Annotated in this window: 15 protein-coding genes; 8 read left to right on the top strand and 7 right to left on the bottom strand. The window is 64.8% G+C overall.

All coding sequences use genetic code 11. The features are described 5' to 3' along the window. Positions 1-44 precede the first annotated feature (44 nt). From ML540_RS10650 to ML540_RS10640, 3 genes are all read left to right on the top strand, one after another. On the top strand, positions 45-947 hold the full coding sequence (locus tag ML540_RS10650) for an ethylbenzene dehydrogenase-related protein (protein WP_243360768.1): 903 nt from the start codon (positions 45-47) through the stop codon (positions 945-947). A 2-nt stretch (positions 948-949) separates the two neighbouring features. Further along, a complete protein-coding gene (locus ML540_RS10645; protein WP_243360766.1) occupies positions 950-3,859 on the top strand; it encodes a GGDEF domain-containing phosphodiesterase in 2,910 nt (969 codons plus the stop codon). A 213-nt stretch (positions 3,860-4,072) separates the two neighbouring features. Next, entirely contained in the window at positions 4,073-6,982 is a 2,910-nt protein-coding gene (locus tag ML540_RS10640) for a putative bifunctional diguanylate cyclase/phosphodiesterase (protein WP_243360764.1), read from the top strand. A gap of 230 nt (positions 6,983-7,212) precedes the next feature. Here ML540_RS10640 and ML540_RS10635 read toward each other — a convergent pair whose 3' ends face one another. The 3 genes from ML540_RS10635 to ML540_RS10625 all read right to left on the bottom strand — a co-directional run bounded on the left by ML540_RS10635 (position 7,213) and on the right by ML540_RS10625 (position 11,598). After that, positions 7,213-7,527, bottom strand: a complete 315-nt coding sequence (locus tag ML540_RS10635) for a cupin domain-containing protein (protein WP_243360871.1) — start codon at positions 7,525-7,527, stop codon at positions 7,213-7,215. An 85-nt stretch (positions 7,528-7,612) separates the two neighbouring features. Then, positions 7,613-8,944, bottom strand: a complete 1,332-nt coding sequence (locus ML540_RS10630; RefSeq protein ID WP_243360761.1) for a MinD/ParA family protein — start codon at positions 8,942-8,944, stop codon at positions 7,613-7,615. Continuing rightward, positions 8,941-11,598, bottom strand: a complete 2,658-nt coding sequence (locus ML540_RS10625; protein ID WP_243360759.1) for an HDOD domain-containing protein — start codon at positions 11,596-11,598, stop codon at positions 8,941-8,943. Before ML540_RS10625 ends, ML540_RS10630 begins: the two co-directional genes overlap by 4 nt. Before the next feature lie 196 nt (positions 11,599-11,794). Here ML540_RS10625 and ML540_RS10620 point away from each other — a divergent pair, with 196 nt between their 5' ends. Next, on the top strand, positions 11,795-13,270 hold the full coding sequence (locus ML540_RS10620; RefSeq protein ID WP_243360757.1) for an HD domain-containing phosphohydrolase: 1,476 nt from the start codon (positions 11,795-11,797) through the stop codon (positions 13,268-13,270). Between the two features lie 144 nt (positions 13,271-13,414). On the opposite strand, the gene ML540_RS10615 is transcribed toward ML540_RS10620, so the two are convergent. The 3 genes from ML540_RS10615 to ML540_RS10605 form a co-directional block, all read right to left on the bottom strand. Beyond that, positions 13,415-13,576, bottom strand: a complete 162-nt coding sequence (locus tag ML540_RS10615) for a rubredoxin (RefSeq protein WP_243360755.1) — start codon at positions 13,574-13,576, stop codon at positions 13,415-13,417. Positions 13,577-13,692: 116 nt separating this feature from the next. Next, positions 13,693-14,187 carry a rubrerythrin family protein gene (locus tag ML540_RS10610; protein WP_243360753.1) on the bottom strand — a complete coding sequence of 165 codons (495 nt, stop codon included), beginning with the start codon at positions 14,185-14,187 and terminating at the stop codon, positions 13,693-13,695. A 94-nt stretch (positions 14,188-14,281) separates the two neighbouring features. Then, positions 14,282-14,752, bottom strand: a complete 471-nt coding sequence (locus tag ML540_RS10605) for a Fur family transcriptional regulator (protein ID WP_243360751.1) — start codon at positions 14,750-14,752, stop codon at positions 14,282-14,284. A gap of 166 nt (positions 14,753-14,918) precedes the next feature. Here ML540_RS10605 and purD point away from each other — a divergent pair, with 166 nt between their 5' ends. From purD to ML540_RS10585, 4 genes are all read left to right on the top strand, one after another. Next, positions 14,919-16,199 (top strand): phosphoribosylamine--glycine ligase, encoded by a 1,281-nt coding sequence (gene purD, locus ML540_RS10600; RefSeq protein ID WP_243360749.1) that lies wholly within the window; start codon positions 14,919-14,921, stop codon positions 16,197-16,199. Then, positions 16,196-16,690 (top strand): 5-(carboxyamino)imidazole ribonucleotide mutase, encoded by a 495-nt coding sequence (purE, locus tag ML540_RS10595; RefSeq protein ID WP_243360747.1) that lies wholly within the window; start codon positions 16,196-16,198, stop codon positions 16,688-16,690. Before purD ends, purE begins: the two co-directional genes overlap by 4 nt. Before the next feature lie 387 nt (positions 16,691-17,077). Further along, positions 17,078-18,100: a PEP-CTERM sorting domain-containing protein gene (locus ML540_RS10590; RefSeq protein ID WP_243360746.1), complete on the top strand. Its 1,023-nt coding sequence runs from the start codon at positions 17,078-17,080 to the stop codon at positions 18,098-18,100. A gap of 76 nt (positions 18,101-18,176) precedes the next feature. Then, the gene (locus tag ML540_RS10585; RefSeq protein WP_243360744.1) at positions 18,177-19,493 is read left to right on the top strand and encodes a tetratricopeptide repeat protein; all 1,317 of its coding nucleotides are present in this window, start codon (positions 18,177-18,179) and stop codon (positions 19,491-19,493) included. 269 nt (positions 19,494-19,762) lie between these two features. Here ML540_RS10585 and ML540_RS10580 read toward each other — a convergent pair whose 3' ends face one another. Next, positions 19,763-20,818, bottom strand: coding sequence for a hypothetical protein (locus tag ML540_RS10580; RefSeq protein ID WP_243360742.1), 1,056 nt, complete (start codon positions 20,816-20,818; stop codon positions 19,763-19,765). Between the last annotated feature and the right edge of the window lie 126 nt (positions 20,819-20,944).

Below are 20,944 nucleotides of genomic sequence, written 5' to 3'. Positions count from 1 at the left end.
AGCCGCATATTTCGCCAATCCTTGTTTTCTTTCCGAGACACCAAATGAATCGATCGACGACAAGCTTTTCGCTGCCTGTCGCCATGCTGGCCCTGCTTCTGGCCCTGACCGCCCTTGCGTCCCCGCCCCAGGTCCAGGCCGGCCACCGGGTCCTCACAGCCTCGAGGACCGCCACGCCCCCGGACGTCAACATCCCGGACGATCCAGCCTGGAAGGCGGCTCAGCCGGTATCCGTGCTGGACGTGGTGGCCAACATCGAGGTGGTGCTGAGGGGCCTGCACGACGGCCAGAACGTCTACATCCAGGCGTCGTTCCCCTGTCCCAAGCCCAGCACCCAGCACCGCGTCCAGCGTTGGGATGCAGGGAGGCGGGCGTACGTGGACGGCCCCGAACGCGAGGACGCCATCATCCTCAAATGGAGCATGGTGAGCCACGATACCGGGCTGACCCTGCACGAGGACGCCCCCTACGTGGCCGACGAGTGGTACTGGAAGGCCCACCGTTCCGACCATGCGGGCTATGCCGACGACAAAATCCAGATTTATTCGGTGAATCCGCAGCCCTACGCCAAGCCCATGTTGTCCAGGAGCGGCAAGGTCTTCTACCTGAACCGCAAGGGGGACGAAGGCCAGGAAGCGGCCGAGACCATCCTTTACCCGGGCTACGCGGGAGAGCGCGTCCCCAAGTTCAGGCTGGTCACGCCGGACGGATCACGCGCGGACATCCGGGCCAAGGGCGTGTGGAAGGACGGCCGCTGGACCGTGAGCTTCGCCCGCAAGCTGGTCACAGGCAACGCCGACGACGTGGCTTTCTCCCTGGACGGGGCGTACCCGTTCGGCGTCTCCCGCTTCGAGATCGCGGGGCGCGAGCCCGAACCTGGCGTGGACCAGCCGCTCTTCGGTTGCGGCGACGTGGGCGAAATCCTGGAACTGCGTTTTCAGAAGTAGCCATGTCCTTCAGCACGCTGCAACGCACGGCCCTCCTGCTGACCCTGGGCTTCTTCCTGACCATGACCTGGCTCGGCGTGCGCGATTCCGGCCGCACGGACGAACTCGTCAGCCATTTCGTGGACCGTCACATCGAGGCGGCCGGGCTTCTGCACGAATCGGAAAACGCCCTGATCAACGCGCGCCGCATCTACGGGGACCTGTTGAGCGACCGGTCCGGGTCAGTGGACGATTCTCTGGGCATGCTGGACATGATCGCCGTCAAGCTCAAGCGGGAAGCGGCGGGTGAGGACGAACTCACAGCCGGAATAGCCCTGGATCTGGCCCGGATACGTTCAGGGCTCGTCCAGATCGACGAGATGCGCGTCCAGGGCGACTTCTCCGACGCCATGGGCAAGACCGTCGCGGCCGTCGAGCAATACCTGGCATCGGCCCGGGCCAGCGCCGGGCAACTGGCCGCGAGCACCAGGCATCCCGGAGAAACAGCCTACTTCCTCGACAACGCCCTGGACTCCCTGAGCCGCACCGCCACCCGCTACCTGCAGGCACGCCCGGACCAGCTACCCATCCTACTGAACCTGTTGGATAAAATCATAAACGACACCAACACCCTGCTCACCTTCCCTGATATCGACCGGTTGCGCGAACCGCTGCGGAAATTCGCAGGGGAGATTCAGGCCATCCGGACCAACTCGGCCCGGGTGCACAAGAACATGCTCTGGGATCCCAACTTCTTCGCCAACACCAACAAGGCCGAGATCAGGGAACTCAGAACCCTCTGGGACGCCGCCATGCTCTCCATCCAGAGCATCAAGGCCACCGAGGCCGACGAGGTACGGGCCGACGCCTCCGGCATCCGGGAAACCCTGCGCGGCAAGCAACGCATCTTCCTGATGCTGGCTTCCGCCTCCCTGGCCGTGGCCGTGCTCGGCATGCTCTTCATACGCTCGCGCCTGGCCGCCCGCGTCACCGCCCTGATGCGCGCCACCGAAACACTCGCCGACGGCCGCCTGGACTATCGCGTCCCCGAGGGCCCCATGGACCAGTTCGGCCAACTCGCCGCCCGGTTCAATTCAATGGCCGAACGCCTCCAGAAGGAGGAAAACCGCGCCAGGCAGGCTTTGGAGGAACTCGGCCGGTCGCACGAGGCCCTGGGTCAGCGCGTGAGCAAGGGAAGCCAGGCCCTGGGGGAGGCGCTCACCAGCCTGGACATCAAGGACTGCGTCATCAACCGCTCCCACGAGGGGGTGGTCATCTGTGACGAGGCGCTGCGCATCGTCGACGCCAACCCGGCCATGGCCCAGCTGACCGGATACCCCCTGGAGCGCCTGCTGGGGCTGACCCCGGACTCGTTCTGCCCCGGAATCGAGGCGGGCGATTTCCGCAACAGGCTCCATGAGGCCTTGGAAAACACCGGGAGCTTCGAATCGCCGATGGACATCCTCACTCGCGGCGGCGACAGTATCGGCCTGCGCGTGTTCTTCGCCAACCTGCACGGCGAGGACGACCAGCCCGGCCACTCCATCGGCATCTTCCGGGACATGACCCCCCAGAGCGTGGCCCGGCAGGAGTTCCACCACAGGGCCAGCCGGGACGCGCTGACCGGGCTCGCCAACAGGGACGCGCTGTTTTCGGAGCTGGCCTCGGGCATCCTCCGGGCCGAGCGCGGCGGCCGGATGCTGGCGGTGTTTTTGCTCAACCTGGACAACTTCAAGCGCCTCATCGACGGCCAGGGATACGAGGCCGGCGACGCCCTGCTCGTGCAGGTGGCCAGGCGTCTGGAATCCCACCTCCGGTCCGGGGATGCGGTGGCGCGCCTGGGCGGGGACGAATTCGCCGTGGTCACGGACCGCATCGTCTCCGACGAACAGGCCAAGTCCCTGGCGGACAGGATGCTTGAGTGCTTCTCCCAGCCCTTCGACCTGGCCTGCGGGCCGTACAAGGCCAGCGCCAGCCTGGGGCTCACTGTCTATCCCCGGGACGGCTCCGACACGGAGAGCCTGTTGCGCAACGCCTCCGTGGCCCTGCACCGCGCCAAGGACACCGGCAAGGGCAAGATGAACGTCTTCACCGAGGAGCTCGACACGTGCGTGCGCGCCAGGGCGTCACTGGAGCGCGACATCCACGACGCCCTGGCCAACCGGGATTTCGAGGTGCGCTACCAGCCCATCGTGGGCATGAACGCCCGGGAGATTTGTGGCGCAGAGGCCCTGCTGCGCTGGACCGTGAACGGCGAACCGGTCTCGCCCGCCGTGTTCATCCCGGTGTGCGAGGAGATGAACGTCATGCCCGAGCTGACCCGCATCCTCCTGGACAAAATCGCCCGGGACGCCGGGCTCTGGGCGGCCCAGGACCTCGCCCCCCACGTCAGCGTGAACATATGCGCCGCCCACTTCTCCTCTCCCGGGTTCCACGCGTTCTTCAACAGCGAGCTTTCGTTGCGCGGGTTGGACAGCTCCCGCCTGGGCATCGAGATCACCGAGACCACCCTCATGCAGGACCCCGAAGCCGCACGGGACACCCTGCGCAGGCTCAGAAACCAGGGGCACCAGGTTGCCGTCGACGACTTCGGCACCGGATACTCCTCGTTGCGCTACCTTCAGCAACTCCCGTTCACCTCGCTCAAGATCGACCGGCAATTCATCATGGGCCTGGACTCCAGAGAGTCCAAGGCCATCGTCAAGGCCACCGTGGCCATGGCCAAAAGCCTGGGGCTCACCGTGGTCGCCGAAGGCGTGGAGACACCCGAGCAGCTGGCCTTCCTGAGGTCCTGCGGCTGTGACCGCTTCCAGGGGTATCTTTTCAGCCCAGCCGTCTCGGCGGAAGCCTTCGCGCGGATGTTCAAACGGGCGCTCCCCGCCTTCGACGAGATGAAGGCTGCGTCGCCGAGCCCCGGCGGCATCCTCCACTGACCCGGCGGGAATGGTCGAGGAAGAAGTGGACTCTTGATGCGTTGATGGGTATTCATGCGGTAATGAGTCAACAAGGCGAACTTCGGACTGCGGATCGTTTCCGTTTGGCGACCGCTTTTCGGCTTTGCCGATAATGCGTCCGGACCCGGTGCGAGCATCCCGGGGATCCGGCTCCGGCAAAACGCCTCCAACGCCGCCGGGAAGACAGGCCTCATGTCGTTTACCGTACTGCAACGCATAACCGTGGCCCTGCTCGCCGTGATGTTCCTGGCGGTGGCTTGGGCCGTGGCGGACTATTCGCGCCGCACCGGCTCCATGGTGGACACCTTCGTCTCCAGCCGCATCAGCGAGGAGGACGGGCTGCGGGGCATCGAGTTCACCCTGGGCGAGGCCATGCGCCTGGCCATGGACATGCACGCCTCCCGCAAGGCCCCGGCCGAAACGCTCCTGGTGCTCCTGGAACGCATCTCGGACAACACCCGCGATATCCCGGAGGACAGCCAGGGGACCGTCCGGCGGCTCAGGCAGGAACTCTCGTCGGCGCGCACCGGGCTTCTGATGATCCTGGACAAGCGCCCCCGGCCGGCCGCGTCCGGACGGCCGGCCCCCGAGGCCACGGCCGTGCGCAAGGCAGTGGACAACGCCAGGGCCACCGTGGAGGACCTCGCCCGGACGGACGCCGCGCAGCCCGGCGCGCTCACCTACCTCTCCAGCAGCCTGGCCGGCGTCTCCGAGGCCCTGGACGGATTCCTGGGCGAACGGCCCGATCCGCTGCCGGTGATCATGAAACAACTCGACGCCGTCCGGATGGAAGTGGAGGAGCTCTCCACGCTGCCGCAGTGGCAGGGCGGCGAAGCCCGCGAGCTGCTGCAGGGATTCAAGCGCGCCGTCTACCTGCTCATGGGCAATATCCCCAAGCTCCAGGAACTGCAGGAGAGCGACCCCAACGGAGCCGCGGCGCAGATGCTGGCGCATACCGACAAGCTGCTCTGGGACGAGGCCGTCTCGGACATCCGGCGTTTCAAGTCCCTGGCCCGGGCCGGCATCCGCCAGGGCGGGCAGGACATCGAGACCGTGCTGGCCTACGACAAGAACACCGTGCTGGCCGTCTCCATGGGCTGCATGCTTGCCGCCATGGGCGTGATCTTCATCCTGCAGCGGCTCCTGAACCGCCGTATCGGCGTGCTGCGCGCGGGCGCGGCGCGTGTCGCGGCCGGGGAACTGGAGCACCGCATCCCGCCCGGGGCCAGGGATCCCTTCGGCCGTCTCGGCGCGGACTTCAACCTCATGGCCGAGAGCCTCGAAAAGCAGCGCCACGCCCTAGGCGAAACCCTGAGCGAGCTGCGCGCCGCCAGGGAGAACCTGGAAGAGCGCGTCCATGAGCGCACCCTCGAACTGCACGAGGCCCTGGAGAGCCTGCGCCTGAAGGATTCCGCCTTCACCCAGACCCTGGAGTGCGTCCTGCTCGCCGGACCGGACGGCGCCCTGGTGGACGTCAATCCCGCCATGCTCGCCCTGACCGGCTACGAACGGGAGGATCTCCTGGGGCGCACGCCGGAGATCTTCAACTCCGGGCGCAACGATCCCGAACTCTACGACCAGCTGCGCCAAGCCCTGGACGAGAACGGGAAATGGAACGGCGAGATCTGGTTCAAGCGCAAGGACGGCGAGGACATCCCCCTGTGGATGATCCTCACCAGGCTCAAGGGCGACGACGGCGAGACCATCGGCACAGTGGCCATCTCCCGGGACATGACCGAACACAAGAGGGCCCAGGACAAGATCGCCCGGGAGGCCAGGCTCGACTTCCTGACCGGCCTGCCCAACCGGGGCACGTTCATGGAGGCCCTGGCCTCGTCCATGGCCAGGGACGGGCGCAACGGGCACAAGCTGGCCGTCATGTTCCTCGATCTGGACGACTTCAAGCACATCAACGACACGCTCGGCCACCCGGGCGGGGACGAGATTCTCAAACAGGCCGGAGCCAGGCTCCAGACATGCGTGCGCGAGAAGGACCTCGTGGCCCGCTTCGGCGGGGACGAATTCGTGATCATGGCCGCGTCCCTGCACGACAGCGAGCAGGCCCTGGCGCTCTCCCGGCGCATTCTGACCGCCTTCAGGGCGCCCTTCGCGGCGGGAGACGGATCGGTGCGGGTCCAGACCAGTGTCGGGGTGGCGGTCTTCCCCGGCGACGGACAAAGCCCGGAAGCGCTGCTCAAGAACGCGGACCTGGCCCTGTACCGGGCCAAGTCGCTGGGCAAGGGCCATGTGGAGTGCTTCACCCCGGAACTGGGCGCCCAGGCGCGCAACCGCCTGAACGTGGAGCGGGAACTTGCCCTGGCGGTGGAGCGCAGGCAGTTCGAGGTGCACTACCTGCCCATCGTCATGGTGTGCCGGCCGGTGATCCTGGGCGCGGAGGCCCTGGTGCGCTGGCGCAAGTCCGGCTCGCTCCTGCCCCCGGCCATGTTCGTGCCCCTGGCCGAAGAGATGGGCCTCATGCAGGAGATCACGGCCCAGGTGATTGAGACCGCCGCCCGCGACATGCGCTCGTGGGCTGAAAGGGGCGCGCCGGGGCTGCACTTGTCGCTCAACCTCTCGGCCCTCCAGTTCACCCAGCCCAGGTTCGAAGAGCTGTTCGCCCTGCTGAACGCCCAGACCGAATCCCTTCGCGGCTGCATGGAGCTGGAGATCACCGAATCCGCCGTCATGCGCGATCCCGCCAGGGCGGCGGGGCAACTCCAGATGCTCCGGGACCAGGGCTTCGCGGTGGCCCTGGACGACTTCGGCACGGGCCGGGCCTCGCTCCATTCGCTTGAGCACCTTCCCCTGACGTCGGTGAAGATCGACAAGAAATTCGTCTCGGATTTGAACTCAAAGGCGACACAGGCCGTGCTTCGCGCCACCATCTCCGTGGCCAAGGGGCTGGGGCTGATCGTGCAGGCCGAGGGGGTCGAGACGCCCGACCAGCTGAATTTCCTGCGCCAATGCGGCTGCGACTTCTACCAGGGCTTCCACTTCAGCCCCCCGGTCAGCTCGACGGAATTTCTGGACATGGTCCACCGGCAGCACCAGGGCGGCGCCGGACGCCAGACCGCCTTCCAAGACTCCCACATGCTGCAGTAGCCCGGCTCTCTCCGTCCGGGGGCGGCATTCCCTCCGTCCCGTTTCACGCCCGCACCGCACGTGCGGACCCGACATGGCGGCAGCCATGCCCCCTCCGGGCGTGCTCCCCGGCAGGAGCACGAAAAAATGACAGCGCGGCCGCGTCCGGAGAGTTTCCAGGCCGCGGCCGCGCTGCAACAAGCTTCACGGGCTGAGCCGGGGGCTTCGCCCGCCGGTCCGCCGCCCGCCGGTCAGATGGGGGGCGCGATGGTCACGAGCACGCGCATGTCCGTTATGGCGTGGACGCCGTGGGGCTCGGAGATGTCGGATATGAGCACGTCCCCGGTCTTGGCCGGGATGGCGTCGTCCTCGGACAAGAACTCCCCTTCGCCGGAAAGCACCACGATGGACAGCTGCCCCTCGATGTCGTGGGAGTGCACAGGCATGCTCTGCCCGGCCTTGAAGTTGAAGTTGATGGCCTTGAAGTGTTCGGAATCGTGCACCAGGAAACTGTGAAAGGTGAGGTCGGTGAATTTGGCCTCGTCGAATATGGACACTTTCTTCATCATGGCCAGCCTCCTTTATCGGCTTGGAAACCAACCATAACCCATCATCCGGCCCGCGTCGAGCCGCCGGACGAATTTCTCCGGCTCATTTCGGGCCGGAAGCGCACCGGCGCACGGCCCCGGCCAGGTCCTCCAGCTTGAAGGGCATGTCCATGACTTCCGCCGGACCCCGCCCGAACAGGGGAACCTCCTTGGAAGCCACGCTTCGCACGTAGACGTAGCGCACGTTGCCGAGTTCGGCGAGGCGCCGCTCGGGAACGTCCCGGCTGCCCCGCCAGAACACCACGGCCGCGTCCGCCCGCCCCCCGTCCGTGTTCACGGCCATGCCCGCCGCCCCCAGGCTCTCCGAGAGGATATCCCCGATGGACGTATCCGAGCTGATGACCGCCACCCGCACTGGGACGGCCTGCGGCTTGACCGGCGGCGACGAGAGCGGCAGCCCTCCTGGGTCCAGAACGCTTCGCGCCTTGACCAGCAGGGATTTGAGCCTGGCGGCCACCTCGGCCCGGTCCTGGCGGCCGGGATTCTCCAGGAGCCCGGCCATGTTGATGGCCGAGTCAAGGGCCCGGCGGGCCTGCACCGATGGGGAGCGTTCCGAGCGGAAGGGCGAGGACTCGCGCATCCTGACCAGGGTGCCCTCCATGACCGAGGCCGGGTCGGCCTGGTCCACTCCCTGGGGCAAGCGGGCCTCATCCAGGTTCTTGGCCAGACCGAGGATGGCCCTGCCTGCGCCGGAAGCCGGAAAGAGCTCCATCAGGGGGCGTTGCCGGGCAGCGGCGGCCGAGACGTGGGGGTCCTGGGGAACGTGCCCCAGGTAGCGGGCGTCGAGTTTGAGATACTTGAGCATGGCCCCGCGCACCCGGGCGAATATCTCTCCGGCGGAGTCCCGGGAACGGGCCTTGTTCACCAGCAGGTAGGGGCTTCGGCGCAGTCCGTTTTCCGAGAGGACCTTCACCAGGGCGTAGGCGTCCGTGATGGACGAGGGATCGGGATTGACCACCACCAGAAGCTCCGGGCAGGCCAGGCACAGGGATATCACCTGGCTGGAGATGCCGGGCGAGCCGTCCACCACCAGGTAATCGTAGCCGGAGAGTTTGGAGAATTCGGCGGACATGGCCGAGCGCAGGTCGCGGGAAAGGTCGGCCAAGCGCGACACGCCGGACCCGCCGGGAACCACGTCCAGGCCCGGGGCGACCCGGACCACGGCCTTCTCCATGGGCACGCCCTCGAACAGGACGTGCTCCAGGGTGAGTTCCGGCGAGATCCCCAGCAGCACGTCCACGTTGGAAAGGCCCAGGTCGGCGTCCAGCAGGCAAACCTTGCGCCCCAGGCGTCCAAGGCCCAGGGCCAGATTCACCGAGATGCTGGTCTTGCCCGTGCCGCCCTTTCCGCTGGCAACGGCCAGGACCCGGCTCATCGCCCCTGCTCGTCGCCCAGGAGCCGCTTCACCTCGGCCAGCAGCTCTTCCACTTGGAACGGCTTGCGCAGGCATGCCGCCGCTCCCAGGTTTCGGGCTTCAAGGATTTCCTGTTCGCTGGCCAGCCCAGTGAGCACCAGCACCGGCGTGGCCGGCCGGGCGAAGGTGGCGGCCTCGCGCATGAGCGACAGACCGTCGCGGCTGGGCATCCGGATGTCCAGGATCATGAGCCGGTAGCGGTTGGCGCGCAGGAGTTCCAGGGCTTTTTCCCCGTCCTCGGCCACCTCGACGGCATATCCCTTGGATTCGAGGGATTCGCGTAGAATTTCCCGGATATGGCGCTCGTCGTCCACCACCAGCACGGCCTGCCTGGGGGTGCGGTGCTCGGCGGTCCCTCCCGGGGCCAGGGCCTGCCCGGCCGGGTCCCTGGGCAGGACCACGGTGAAGGTCGTTCCGCGCCCCGGAACGCTCTCCACCCCGATGCGCCCTTTGTGGGCCTGGATGATGCCGTAGGCCGTGGAGAGCCCAAGCCCGGTGCCCTTGCCCTCGCCTTTGGTGGTGAAGAACGGGTCGAAAATCTTGTCCAGGTTTTCCGACGGGATGCCTTCCCCGGTGTCGGCCATGGTGAAGGTGACGGCGTCGCTGGCCGGAGAGTAGGATATCCCGGCGGAAAGGCTCCCGCCCCTGCCCTCCATGGCGTGCTGGGCGTTGAGCACCAGGTTCAGGAGCACCTGCTCCATCTGGCGCGGGTCGGCCTTGATGTCCGGCACCGAGGGTTTGTAGTCGCGCTTGACCGCGACCCCCTGGCTGACCAGCCCCCCCTCGGTGAGCCCCAGCACCCGGTCCATCACGTCCCGGGGATTCATGACCTCCATGCGCGGCGAGGCCGGGCGCGCGAAATCCATCAGGCTGCCCAGGATGGCGCTGATGCGCTCGATCTGTTCCACCATCTGGCGCAGGCCCTTCTTCTTGACCGGGTCTGGCTCGCGCATCTCCATGAGCTGGGCGCGGGCGGAAATGATGGCCAGGGGATTGTTGATCTCGTGGGCGGCCCCGGCGGCCAGCTGGCCAACGGCCGCCAGACGCTGGGTCTTGAGGAGCTTGTCGTTCATGTCCTGCATGGAGCGCATCACTTCGCTCAGGCGCTCGGAGCGCGCCTCGCAGCGCTTGACCAGCTCGAGCCTGCGGAACGCCTGGGCGGCCAGCTGGGCCAAGAGGCTCACGGCGGCCCGTTCCTCATGGGAGAGCATTCCCCCGACGGGCAGATAGAGCAGCTCCCCGAAAGCCTCCCCGCCCTCGGTGACGCCCACCATGGCCACCCCGTCCAGATAGTGGATGGGCGGGCCTTCAGGTCCTGACAGGGCGCTCGCCCGGGTGCGGCATCCTGAGAGATTGCCGGAAATCTTGGGGTGGACGGTGGCCGCGTCCTCGGGCAGAGGGTCGAGCCCCAGGTCCAGGCGAAGGGTCACGGGCCGCACGCCTGTGCCCACGGTCCAGGCGTGCCCCCTGGAGATCAGAAGGGCCGGGTCCGTCAGGCAGGCGAAGCCGTCGGTAGCCCCGAAACGCTCGCGCATGCAGCTGGCCAGGGCGAAGAGCACGTCCTGGGGCGTATCGGCCCGGGTGAGCTCGACCCCGGCCAGGGCCACGTTGCGCAGGGACTGCACGTCGCGCTCGAGCAGGACGCTCTTGCCGGAAAGCGCCAGGTTCGCCCCGCCCAGGCGCCGGTTGGCCCGGCCCAGGGCGTTGCAGTAGAAGGCGGCCGCGTCCTCGCTCAGGTCGAACAGGCCGGCCCGTTCGGCGAAATACTTGCCGATGCCCTCGCGCACCGCGTTCAGATCAGCCGGTCCGCTGAGTCCGAGCCCGGCGGCGCATCCCAGGCATTCGGCGTCGTAGGCCCCGGCCTGAAGCGTGCCCATGGCCTCGTGGGACAGACGGTCGGCCAAGGCCACGATAAGACTGACCACCGAGGCTTCTCCCACCCCGAGCAGGGCGCTGGCGTGCTGGTGGTGCATCCAGGCGGATTCGATGAACGCTTCCGGGAGCATCCACCGTTCCAGAAGCCATTTCCCGGCCAGGCAGTGGTCGGCCCCGAAAGCTTCCTGTTCGGCCTTGACCAGCAGGTTCCCCACGAGGAACTCGTCCCCCAGGAGGGCGGCGTAGTTCTCGCCCTCGGCGGAGAGGAGCGCCAGCTTGCCGCAGTCGTGCAAAAGCCCGGCCGCGAAGGCCGCCCCGGAAAGCCTCGGGCGGCAGCGCTCGGCCAAGAGCTTGGCGGCGCAGGCGCAGGCCAGGCTGTGCCGCCAGATTTCGCGCACGGGCGTGTCCCCGGATTCGAAGGACTTGAGCAACTCCTCGCGCACGCACACGCACAGCGCCAGGTTGCAGACGATGTCCGTGCCCAGGAACATGGCGGCCTGGCGGATGTCCGAGATGGACTCGGAGCGGTTGAACCCGGCGGAATTGGCGTGGCGCAGGACGCGCACCGAAACCGCCGGGTCGGCCTCCAGGGCCTCGACCAGCACGGCGATGTCCGGCGCTTCCTGAGTGGATATGGCCAGGAGGCGCCTGGCGGACGCGGGCGCGGACGGAAGATGCTCGATGCTCTCGATGAGAGCGCGCATCCGCTCCGTGGCTATCTGGGTTGGCTCCTGACGCATGCTCACCGTGGGATTGGGTTGCGGGTAAAACAAACGTGTGGGCGACTTCTAAATCATCCGATCATAAAAGGAAACCGCCCAGTAATCTTTCCGCGCCGCCAAAATCAGAAGTCCGCGATATACTGGACAAATGGAGTTCCCTTGGAGTAAGGCCGTTTCACGGGCGAGAAAAACCTATACCGGGGACAGCAAGACCATGAACAAGGCCGGACCTTGCATCATGCTTGTGGACGACGAGCCTGACCTGCTTGAAGTCTGCGCTGAGGCTCTTTCCGGCTTGGCATCCAGGGTCGTCACAGCGCGCGACGGGCTCGAAGCAGCAGCCCTCCTCGAACAAGAATCTTTTGACCTGATCGTGAGCGACATGCGCATGCCCGGAGCGGGCGGCATGGACCTCATCAAGTCCGCCTCTCGCATCGCGCCGGGCACGGACGTCATCGTGCTCACCGGCTACGGCACAATCGACAACGCCGTGGAATGCGTGCGCCTGGGCGCGGTGAACTACCTGCTCAAGCCCTTCCGCGTGGAGGACCTTCGCGCCGCCGTGCTCAAGGCCCTCAAGGAGCGCTCCCTGCGCACGCAGCAGGACGCGGTCAGCGACCTCTCGCGCATGCTCGATCTCTCCAGCGCCATGTCTTCCCGCAAGGACACCAGGGCCCTGATCAAGGAATTCCTTTCCCAGGTGCGTTCGGCCTTCGCCCCCGACGGCATCGCCTTCTTCTACAAAGAGGGCTCCAACGGCTCCGCCGCGGCCAAATGCGGAAACCACGTGCTCATCGGTCCCTATTTCCGCGAATACCCCGGCGTGCGGACCTGGTTCGAGTCCCTGGCCGGATCGCTGGCCGCCCGGGGCCGCCCCATGCTCCTGGAGGAACCGCTTTTGCGCGAGGCGTTCGGCCAGAACGTGAAAGGGGGATCCATCCCGGTTTCGGCCATCGGGGTCTGCGTGTCCGGTCCGGACGGCTCCCCCGGGGCCGTGGTGGCCCTGCGCTCGGACTCGGGCCAGCCCTACTCCTTTTCCGACCTGCAGCTCCTGACGCTGTTCGCGGCCCATGCCTCGCTCTGCTTCGAAAGCCAACGCGCCTGCACGCGGCTCAAGACGGTCAACGACGAGATCGTCTTCTCACTGGTGCACGCCGTGGAAGCCAAGGACACCTACACCAGGGGCCACTCCGAGCGGGTGAGCCGCTACGCCGCCAAGCTCGCCACCCACCTGGGGCTGACCCAGGCCGAGATCGACCTGGTGCGCACGGCGGGAGTGCTCCACGACGTGGGCAAGATCGGAGTCCCGGACAGCATCCTCAACAAACCCGGGGCGCTCGAACCGGAAGAACTGCCCATCATGCGCCAGCATCCGGCCATCGCGCGCACCATCCTGAGCAAGGTGGAAAGCCTGACCCGGGTGCTCCCCATCGTCTACCACCATCACGAGCGCTTCGACGGCTCGGGCTATCCCGAGGGGCTCAAGGGCGGGGACATCCCCTTCCTGGCCCGCCTGGTCAGCGTCGTGGACGGGTTCGAGGCCATGACCTCCGACCGCGCCTATCATAACGCGCGCAGCGTCGATGCCGCGCGCGCCATCCTCCAGAAGGGCTCCGGAAGCCAATGGGACCCAGAGGTCATCCAGGCGTGGTTCACGCTGCTGGACGGCAACGGCCTGGCGCGGGCCTAGGGCGGATTCCCGGAACCTCTTCACGCATCCCCGGCCGCCAACGAAGTTGAAGCACTGGTTCAGCTTTCGCGAAGCGCCTCGACACGAAAACTAAAAAGCCCCGGGCTCGCGCCCGGGGCTTTCGTTCGCCAGGGAAAGGCCGGGCTACTCCCCGACCTTCTCGAAATATTCCTTTTCCGCCCCGCACTTGGGGCAGACCCAGTCGCCCGGCACGTCATCCCAGGCAGTGCCGGGATTGACGCCGTGCTCAAGGTCGCCCTCGGCCGGGTCGTAGACATAGCCGCAGGGGCATTCCCACTTATCCATGAACGTCTCCTCGTGTTGCGCCCCTGGAATCCGTCCGTGCGAATCCAAGACGCAACCAAGAAAAACCATCGATTTCAAGTTTGAAAAACATATTCGTGTTTTTCAAACTTGCGACACTAGCCGACCGTGTAGAACGCCTTGGACGCGGCCTGGCAGACCGGGCACTTGTCCGGGGCGTGGTCCTCGCAGGTGTACCCGCAGACCGAGCAGATGTAATACTCGGTTTCCTTGAGCCCGGCGGGATCGGCCAGGGCCTTGGAGTAGAGGTCGGCGTGGACTTTCTCCACCTCGTTGGCGTAGCGGAAGGAGCGTTCGGCCTGTTTGTTGCCCTCTTCCTTAGCCTCCTCGATCATCTTGGGGTACATGCTCTCGAACTCGTGGGTCTCGCCCGCGATGGCGGCCTTCAGGTTGTCGGCGGTGGCTCCGACGCCCTTGAGCGTGTGCAGGTGAGTGTGGGCGTGCACGGTCTCGGCCTCGGCCGCGGCGCGGAAGAGCTTGGCGACCTGCTTGAAGCCTTCCTTCTCAGCCTGCTTGGCGAAGGCCAGATATTTGCGGTTGGCCTGGGATTCTCCGGCGAACGCTTCCCACAGATTCTTCTCGGACTTGGACATGGTTCCTCCCGTATTGCGATTGAAAATGTTTTAAGAATTATTCTGAAGACAATGATAGACCAAAACGGAGGTTCCGGTCAAGACGATTTGAAAATCAGGCGTCTCTTCCGGAGCCGCCCAGGCATCCCTGGCAGACGCCGCGGACTACCACGCGGCGGTCGTCCACTCGCCCGAGAGCCTCGGAGTCTCCCGGGAGCACGAGCTGGTCGAACTCTTCCCAGAAGAAGTCGTAGATGGATTTGCAACGGGAGCAGACGAAATGGTGGTGCGGGCTGGTGTCGGCGTCGAAGCGGCCCTGGTCGCCCGTCACCGGCACGCGCATGATGAGGCCGAGATCATCAAAGGTGGAGAGCGTGCGGTAGACCGTGTCCAGGGATATGGTGGGCAGCCTGCGGCGCACGCGTCCGAAGACCATTTCGGCGCTGGGGTGGTCCTTGGCTCCGACCAGCTCGCGCAGGATCTCGAGACGCTGGTGCGTCAAGCGCAGTCCCTTGTCCTGGGAGATGACCTTGAACCGTTCCAAAGCCGAATCGAAATCCATGGCCATGGATTCAGTCTGGAGCATGAGAACCTCTCTCGTAGCTGAATATTTCTTCAGATAGCCCACTTGTTGTCGAAGTCAAGGCTAAATGAGAATTATCTGCAGAAAGGAAGCATCCCCTCTTCAGCCGTCGGATTTGATTTCAGGCCCTACTTGCGCTACCCACGCCTGACCCAACCAAGGAGCCCACATGAACGTCCTGCTGGTAGGCTCGGGCGGGCGCGAACACGCCCTCGCCTGGAAGCTCTCGCAAAGCCCCCTCGTCGACACACTCTTCGCCGCCCCCGGCAACGGCGGCACGGCCCTGCTGGCCGAAAACGTCTCCATATCCGACACCGACACCGACGCCCTGGTAGCGTTCGCCGTGAAGAACGCCGTGGGCCTGGTGGTGGCCGGACCGGAAGCCCCCCTGGTGGCCGGGCTGTCCGACGCCCTGGCCGAGAAAGGCATCCCCTGCTTCGGTCCGGACGCCTTCTGCGCCCGGCTCGAGGGCTCCAAGGCGTTCGCCAAGGACATCATGCGCGCCTCGGGCGTGCCCACCGCCGACTACCGGGTCTTCACCGACCTCGAAGCCGCGCGCGAACACGTCATGAACCGCCCCCTGCCCATGGTGGTCAAGGCCGACGGACTGGCCGCGGGCAAGGGCGTGGTGGTGGCCAAGACCCGCGTGGAGGCCGCGGCCGCCCTCGAGGACATGATGGGGGCCCGCATCTTCGGCGCGGCAGGCGACACCGTGGTGGTGGAGGACTGCCTCATCGGCGAGGAAGCCTCCTTCCTGGCCTTCTGCGACGGGAAGACCGTGGTGCCCATGCCCTCCTGCCAGGACCACAAGGCCGTGGGCGAGGGCGACACCGGCCCCAACACCGGCGGCATGGGCGCGTACAGCCCTGCCCCCGTCCTGCCCGACAGCGAATGGGACCGCATGGCCAAGCTGGTCATCGCCCCCATCGCGCGAACCCTGGCCGCCAAGGGACACCCCTTCAAGGGCGTGCTTTACGCCGGGCTCATGATGACCAAGGACGGCCCCTTCGTGCTGGAATACAACGTCCGCTTCGGCGACCCCGAGTGTCAGCCGCTGCTCATGCGCCTGGATTCGGACATCGCCCGGATCATGTTGGCCGCCGCCTCGGGCGAGCTCTCGCCTGAGATGGTCGCCTGGAGCCCCAAAACCGCGCTGTGCGTGGTCATGGCCGCCGGTGGCTATCCCGGAACCTACCCCAAGGGCATGACCATCTCCGGCATCGAGGAGGCCGACAAGGCGGACGGAGTCAAGGTCTTCGTGGCCGGAGCCAAGCTTGAAGGCGGCACGCTTTCGACCACTGGAGGCCGCGTGCTCGGCGTCACCGCCCTGGGGGACGACCTGGCCCAGGCCCAGGCCAACGCTTACAAAGCCGTTTCAGCCGTGAGTTTCGACAAGGCGTACTTCAGGCGGGACATCGGCGCCAAGGGAATCACGAGGACCCGGCAATGACCAAGGTCGCTATTTTTATCGGATCCATCTCCGACAAGGACATCATGCAGCCCTGCTCCGACGTGCTCTCGGACCTGGGCATCGAGCACCTTTACACCGTCACCAGCGCCCACCGCACCCCGGATCGCACCGAGAAGCTCATCCGCGACCTGGAAGCCGACGGCTGCCAGGTGTTCATCTGCGCCGCGGGCATGGCCGCCCACCTGGCCGGGGCCGTGGCCGCGCGCACCACGAAGCCGGTGCTGGGCGTGCCCGTGAACGCCTCGCCCCTGGGCGGCATGGACGCCCTGCTGGCCACGGTGCAGATGCCCCCAGGGTTCCCGGTGGGCACCCTGGCCATCGACAAGGCCGGAGCCCGCAACGCCGCCTGGCTGGCCGCGCAGATTCTGGCCCTGAACGACAAGGCGCTGGAAGGCAAGATCAAGGCGGCACGGGAAGGCTTCGCGGCGGGAGTGGAAAAGGCCGCCCGGGAACTAGAAGGAAAGAACTAAGAGCAAGCGGGGCGTAAACCCCGATCCGGATCACTGTTTTCGGCCATGCCTGCCTGTTCGGGGCGGATGCGAGCCTTTCCAGGGCCAGAGCGGCGGATGCCGCCCTGGCCCTGTTTTTTGATCGGCAGCTCCCATGGAACTCCGGCCCTCCGGCATGCGGCATCCCTCCCTCGATTGTCGGAAATTTTGACAACCTACCCGAAGATTGTTTTACAGTCCGAACCATTCGCCGCCAGTTGCGCGGAATTTAAATCCCGATTCCGGCAAGATACTTGGTGGCATGGAACTTGATCGACAGTGCATACGAACTGGCTCGTGAAGCAAGCAGCATGCTCAAAAAAAGGGGAAAGTCGTGACGTAATAATCGCAACACTTGTGAGGGGAGTTATGAAAAGAATTCTCTCTACCATCATCCTGGCTGGCGTGTTTGCCATCGGCTGGTGCAGCGTCGCCTTGGCCGGCGCGTTCATCTTCAGCCCTGACGGCAGCATCGCTCTCGGCGTCAACGACCAAGGCCACCTCAACACTTCGTCAGGGGTAGCAGGCCTCCCCAGCAATGCTTCCGCGCTGGGCATAGCCTACAAGTTCCCGGACGGAAGCTACCGTGACGCGACCGCTCCGGGCTGCCTGTGCGAAGGATGGGGCGTTTCGGCCAACAACGCCGCCAGCGGCTACGCCAACGTCTCCACCGACGGCGTCCAGAACCTCACCGTGCAGTCGTTCACGTCTTCCGCGACCAACATCACCTCCGTGGTGACGCTGACCAGCCTGCCGGATCTCAAGGTGACCCAGGCGTATTCTCCCACGGCCGCCGTGCCAAACTCCCTGTTCGTGGACCATGTGACCATCCAGAACACCGGCGCGTCCGCCCTGACCGACGTCAAGTACGTGCGCGTCATGGACTGGGACATTCCGCCCACGGAATTCAGCGAATTCGTAACTATCAAGGGCACGGCGACCACCACCCTGCTCGAGCTCTCCCATGACAATGGCTTCGCCACGGCCAACCCGCTCGGGGCTACCGCCGCGCTGACCTCCGGCACCACCAATACCGACTTCACCGATGTGGGGCCGTCCGACCACGGCGCCTACTTCCGGTTCAACTTCGGCACCCTGGCCGCCGGCGACAGCTACAGCTTCGACATATTCTACGGCGCCGCGGCCACCGAAAGCGCCGCCCTGGCCGCGCTGGGCCTTGTGGGCACCGAGCTGTACTCCCTGGGTCAGAGCAGCACCACCGGCGGCCCCACCTTGGGCACCCCCGCCACCTTCATGTTCGCCTTCAAGGGCGTGGGCGGTTCGATCATCATTCCGCCGCCGTCGGCCGTCCCCGAACCCACCACCTTGCTGCTGCTCGGCGGCGGCGTGGTGGCCATGCTGGCCAGGCGCCGCTCCAGGAAGGCTGCCTGAGCTGCAATGAGATGAAACCGTAAAACACTGTCCCCGCCCGATGTGATCGAACAACGGGCGGGGACTTCGAGGCGTTATGAGACCAGGAATCCACGTACTCCACGCGCTCTGCCTGCTGCTCCTCTTCGTGGCCTCCGGCTCGGTGTCGCACGCCACCATGTTCACCCCCACCCGCCCCGGCGATCTGCCGGGGCAAACGTCCTTCTCCGGCCCCCAAAACGCCTTCGACAAGGGTCTCGCGGCATTCGAGCAGAACCGGCTGGACGATGCCGCCGAACAGTTCGCCAAAGCCGCCGAGCAGGATCCCAAAAGTCCAGACCCGCTGCTGGGATTGGCCGAAGTCGCGTTCAAGCGCCAGGATACGGACGCCGCCAAGAAGCAGCTGGACGCCGCGCTGGCCCTGGCGCCCGGCTCATCCTACGTCCATCTGGCCCTTGGCCGTTTCTATTTCGCGACCAAGGATACCGCCAAGGCCGAAGCCTCCCTGCGCAAGGCCGTCTCTCTCAACCCGGACGCCCTGGCCGCCAAGCTCGAGCTGGCGACGCTGCTGGCGGGGTCCAAGGAGAACGCGGCCGAAGCCGAAAAGCTCTTCAGGGAAGCGGTGGACCAGAACCCCAACAACGCCGGAGCCGCTTTCGGGCTGGGCAGCCTGCTGGCGAGCCAGGGCAAGACGGACGACGCCATCCGGATGCTCCAGAAAGCGATGAACCTGGCACCGCAAGACCCCAAGCCCCGTCTTGCGCTGGCGGCGGCTTACGCCAACTCCAAGCGCTATTACCAGGCGGTGACCTTCTACGATCAGGCGCTCTCGCTGGATGAGAAATCCATCGACGCCGTCTACGGCAAGGCGCAGGCCAACCTGGCCATGGGCAAAAAGCAGGAAGCCCTGGCGGACTTCGAGCAGCTCCTGGGACTCGATCCCCGGCACGCGGGGGCCCTCTTCTTTTCCGGGGTCCTCTATCTTGAGAAGGGCAATCTGGAGAAGGCCAAGCAAAACTTCGCCCTGGCCGTGGAGGTGGTGCCGAACAATCCCTGGGCGCTCAACAACCTGGCCTGGACCATTCTCGCCTCCAAGGGCGACCTGAACACGGCGGCCGGATACGCGTCCAAGGCGGTGGATCTGCAACCGGAGAATCCCGCTTTCCTCGAAACCTACGCCCAGATCCTCGCCAACAAGGGCAACATGGCCGACGCCATAGCCAGGCTTGAGCGCGCAGTTCGCTACGCCCCGCAAAGCCCCGGCACGTGGTTCTCACTGGCGGAGGTTTCCGAATCCGCCGGGGAACGCGAAAAGGCCCTGAAGGCCTACGAGCGCGTCATCGCCCTCGTGGGCCCTGACGACTCGTTGGCGGGCAAGGCCAAGAAGCAGATGGATAAACTCCGGAAAAAGTAAATCGACGCCATGGGCTGCCTCCATCCCGGACACGGCAGCCCGTGGCTCACCTTGGCCTTCCCCGCATCGGTCGATGCGAAACGAAAGGGGATTCCAAAGGGACTGGTCCCTTTGGCCGCCGGAGGCGTTCTCCTCCCGGCTCTTCCGGGTTTTCCCTGGGTAGCTCTTGTCACGTATTAGGCCGGGTAGAGGTCAAGGACGCCGTAGAGGTAGATGGCGACATTGAAGTGCTCCCGGTTTCTATAGCCGCAGGTCATCCTCTCAAAGACCTAGGATATACCCGCACCATGGGTTCCAAGATCGTTGTCTGGCATACTCTCTTTACGATATGGTATTTTGAAGTAAATGCGTTCGTTACTTAGTCGTTCTGCTTCAATTCCGATGCTTTCAGCCATGTCTTCCAAAATATCACCCAACAGCTCGAATTTGTCTTGACCATCCCACTTGCCAAATTGATCCCAGAGGATCTGCTGTGCATCTATGAGACGATCATAATACGGGCAAAACCAGTCAAATTCGTCAATTTTTAATAAGGCATCCGGGTGCGTCTCTGGTATCTCATGTGAAGCGACAGTACCCAAGTAATACGATGAGGATTTCAGAAGATCGCCGAGTTTTCCGTAGGTTTCCAACACTACTTTGTCCACCTCGGAATGAATACGATAGGCTTTTATCATCTCAAAGCATTGGCTCCTTGTGTTTTCAAGCACTTTGACCAAGGTCTCAAGATGACCATCGCTTGGATCATCCCCGATCGGGCAAGATATGCGGCAAGCGGCATATTCTTGCCACGCTGCCCAAATTACATCCCGCCGCATGCCATCGAGGATACTGGTATTGACCTTCTGCAGAATAACGCCTGGGAAGCAGTTGTCGAATGCTGCTGTCACCTCCACGTGCGCGCATTCGTGCGCAACAACATAAAGAGACTTGTAAAAACACTCAGTTTCCTGCCCAGGCTCCTCAAGAAGACCGAGTATGTAATTTGTGTTCAGGACAATATGGGTCTTGATGTTGCCATCGCGTATGACGCACGGAGCCATTGCAATACCAAGGGACACATCCTTTGTCGCAACAAGTATTTTGCTTGGCTCATACCCACGATCCAGTTCGGCAAGTGCTTCATCGTAGTCAAAAGCAAGAGTTACGCCATCAAGATTCGATAGGTCTATCCATTGGCTAATTACGCTAAGGATCGAATGCAGCTTATTTATCATCTCCCTCGCATAATCTTCGTCTGAAAAACCTCTGGCGGAGAATTGAAGGTTGGCCGGAATTGTCAGCCCCTCAGGCAGTTCGCCAGGTGTGATCTGATCTTCCGGCATTCGATTACTTCCTTATACTTTAGTGTTTTTTTTGGTGGGGCAGGTCTACCGGACACCGGTGCCGTACTCCACGTGAATGTCCACCCGACCTTCCGCCGTGTTCAGTTCAACCGCTTCCACAAATCA

This window comes from Fundidesulfovibrio terrae, assembly GCF_022808915.1.
GTDB lineage: Bacteria > Desulfobacterota > Desulfovibrionia > Desulfovibrionales > Desulfovibrionaceae > Fundidesulfovibrio > Fundidesulfovibrio terrae.
This window is presented reverse-complemented; position numbering and strand designations above follow the sequence as displayed.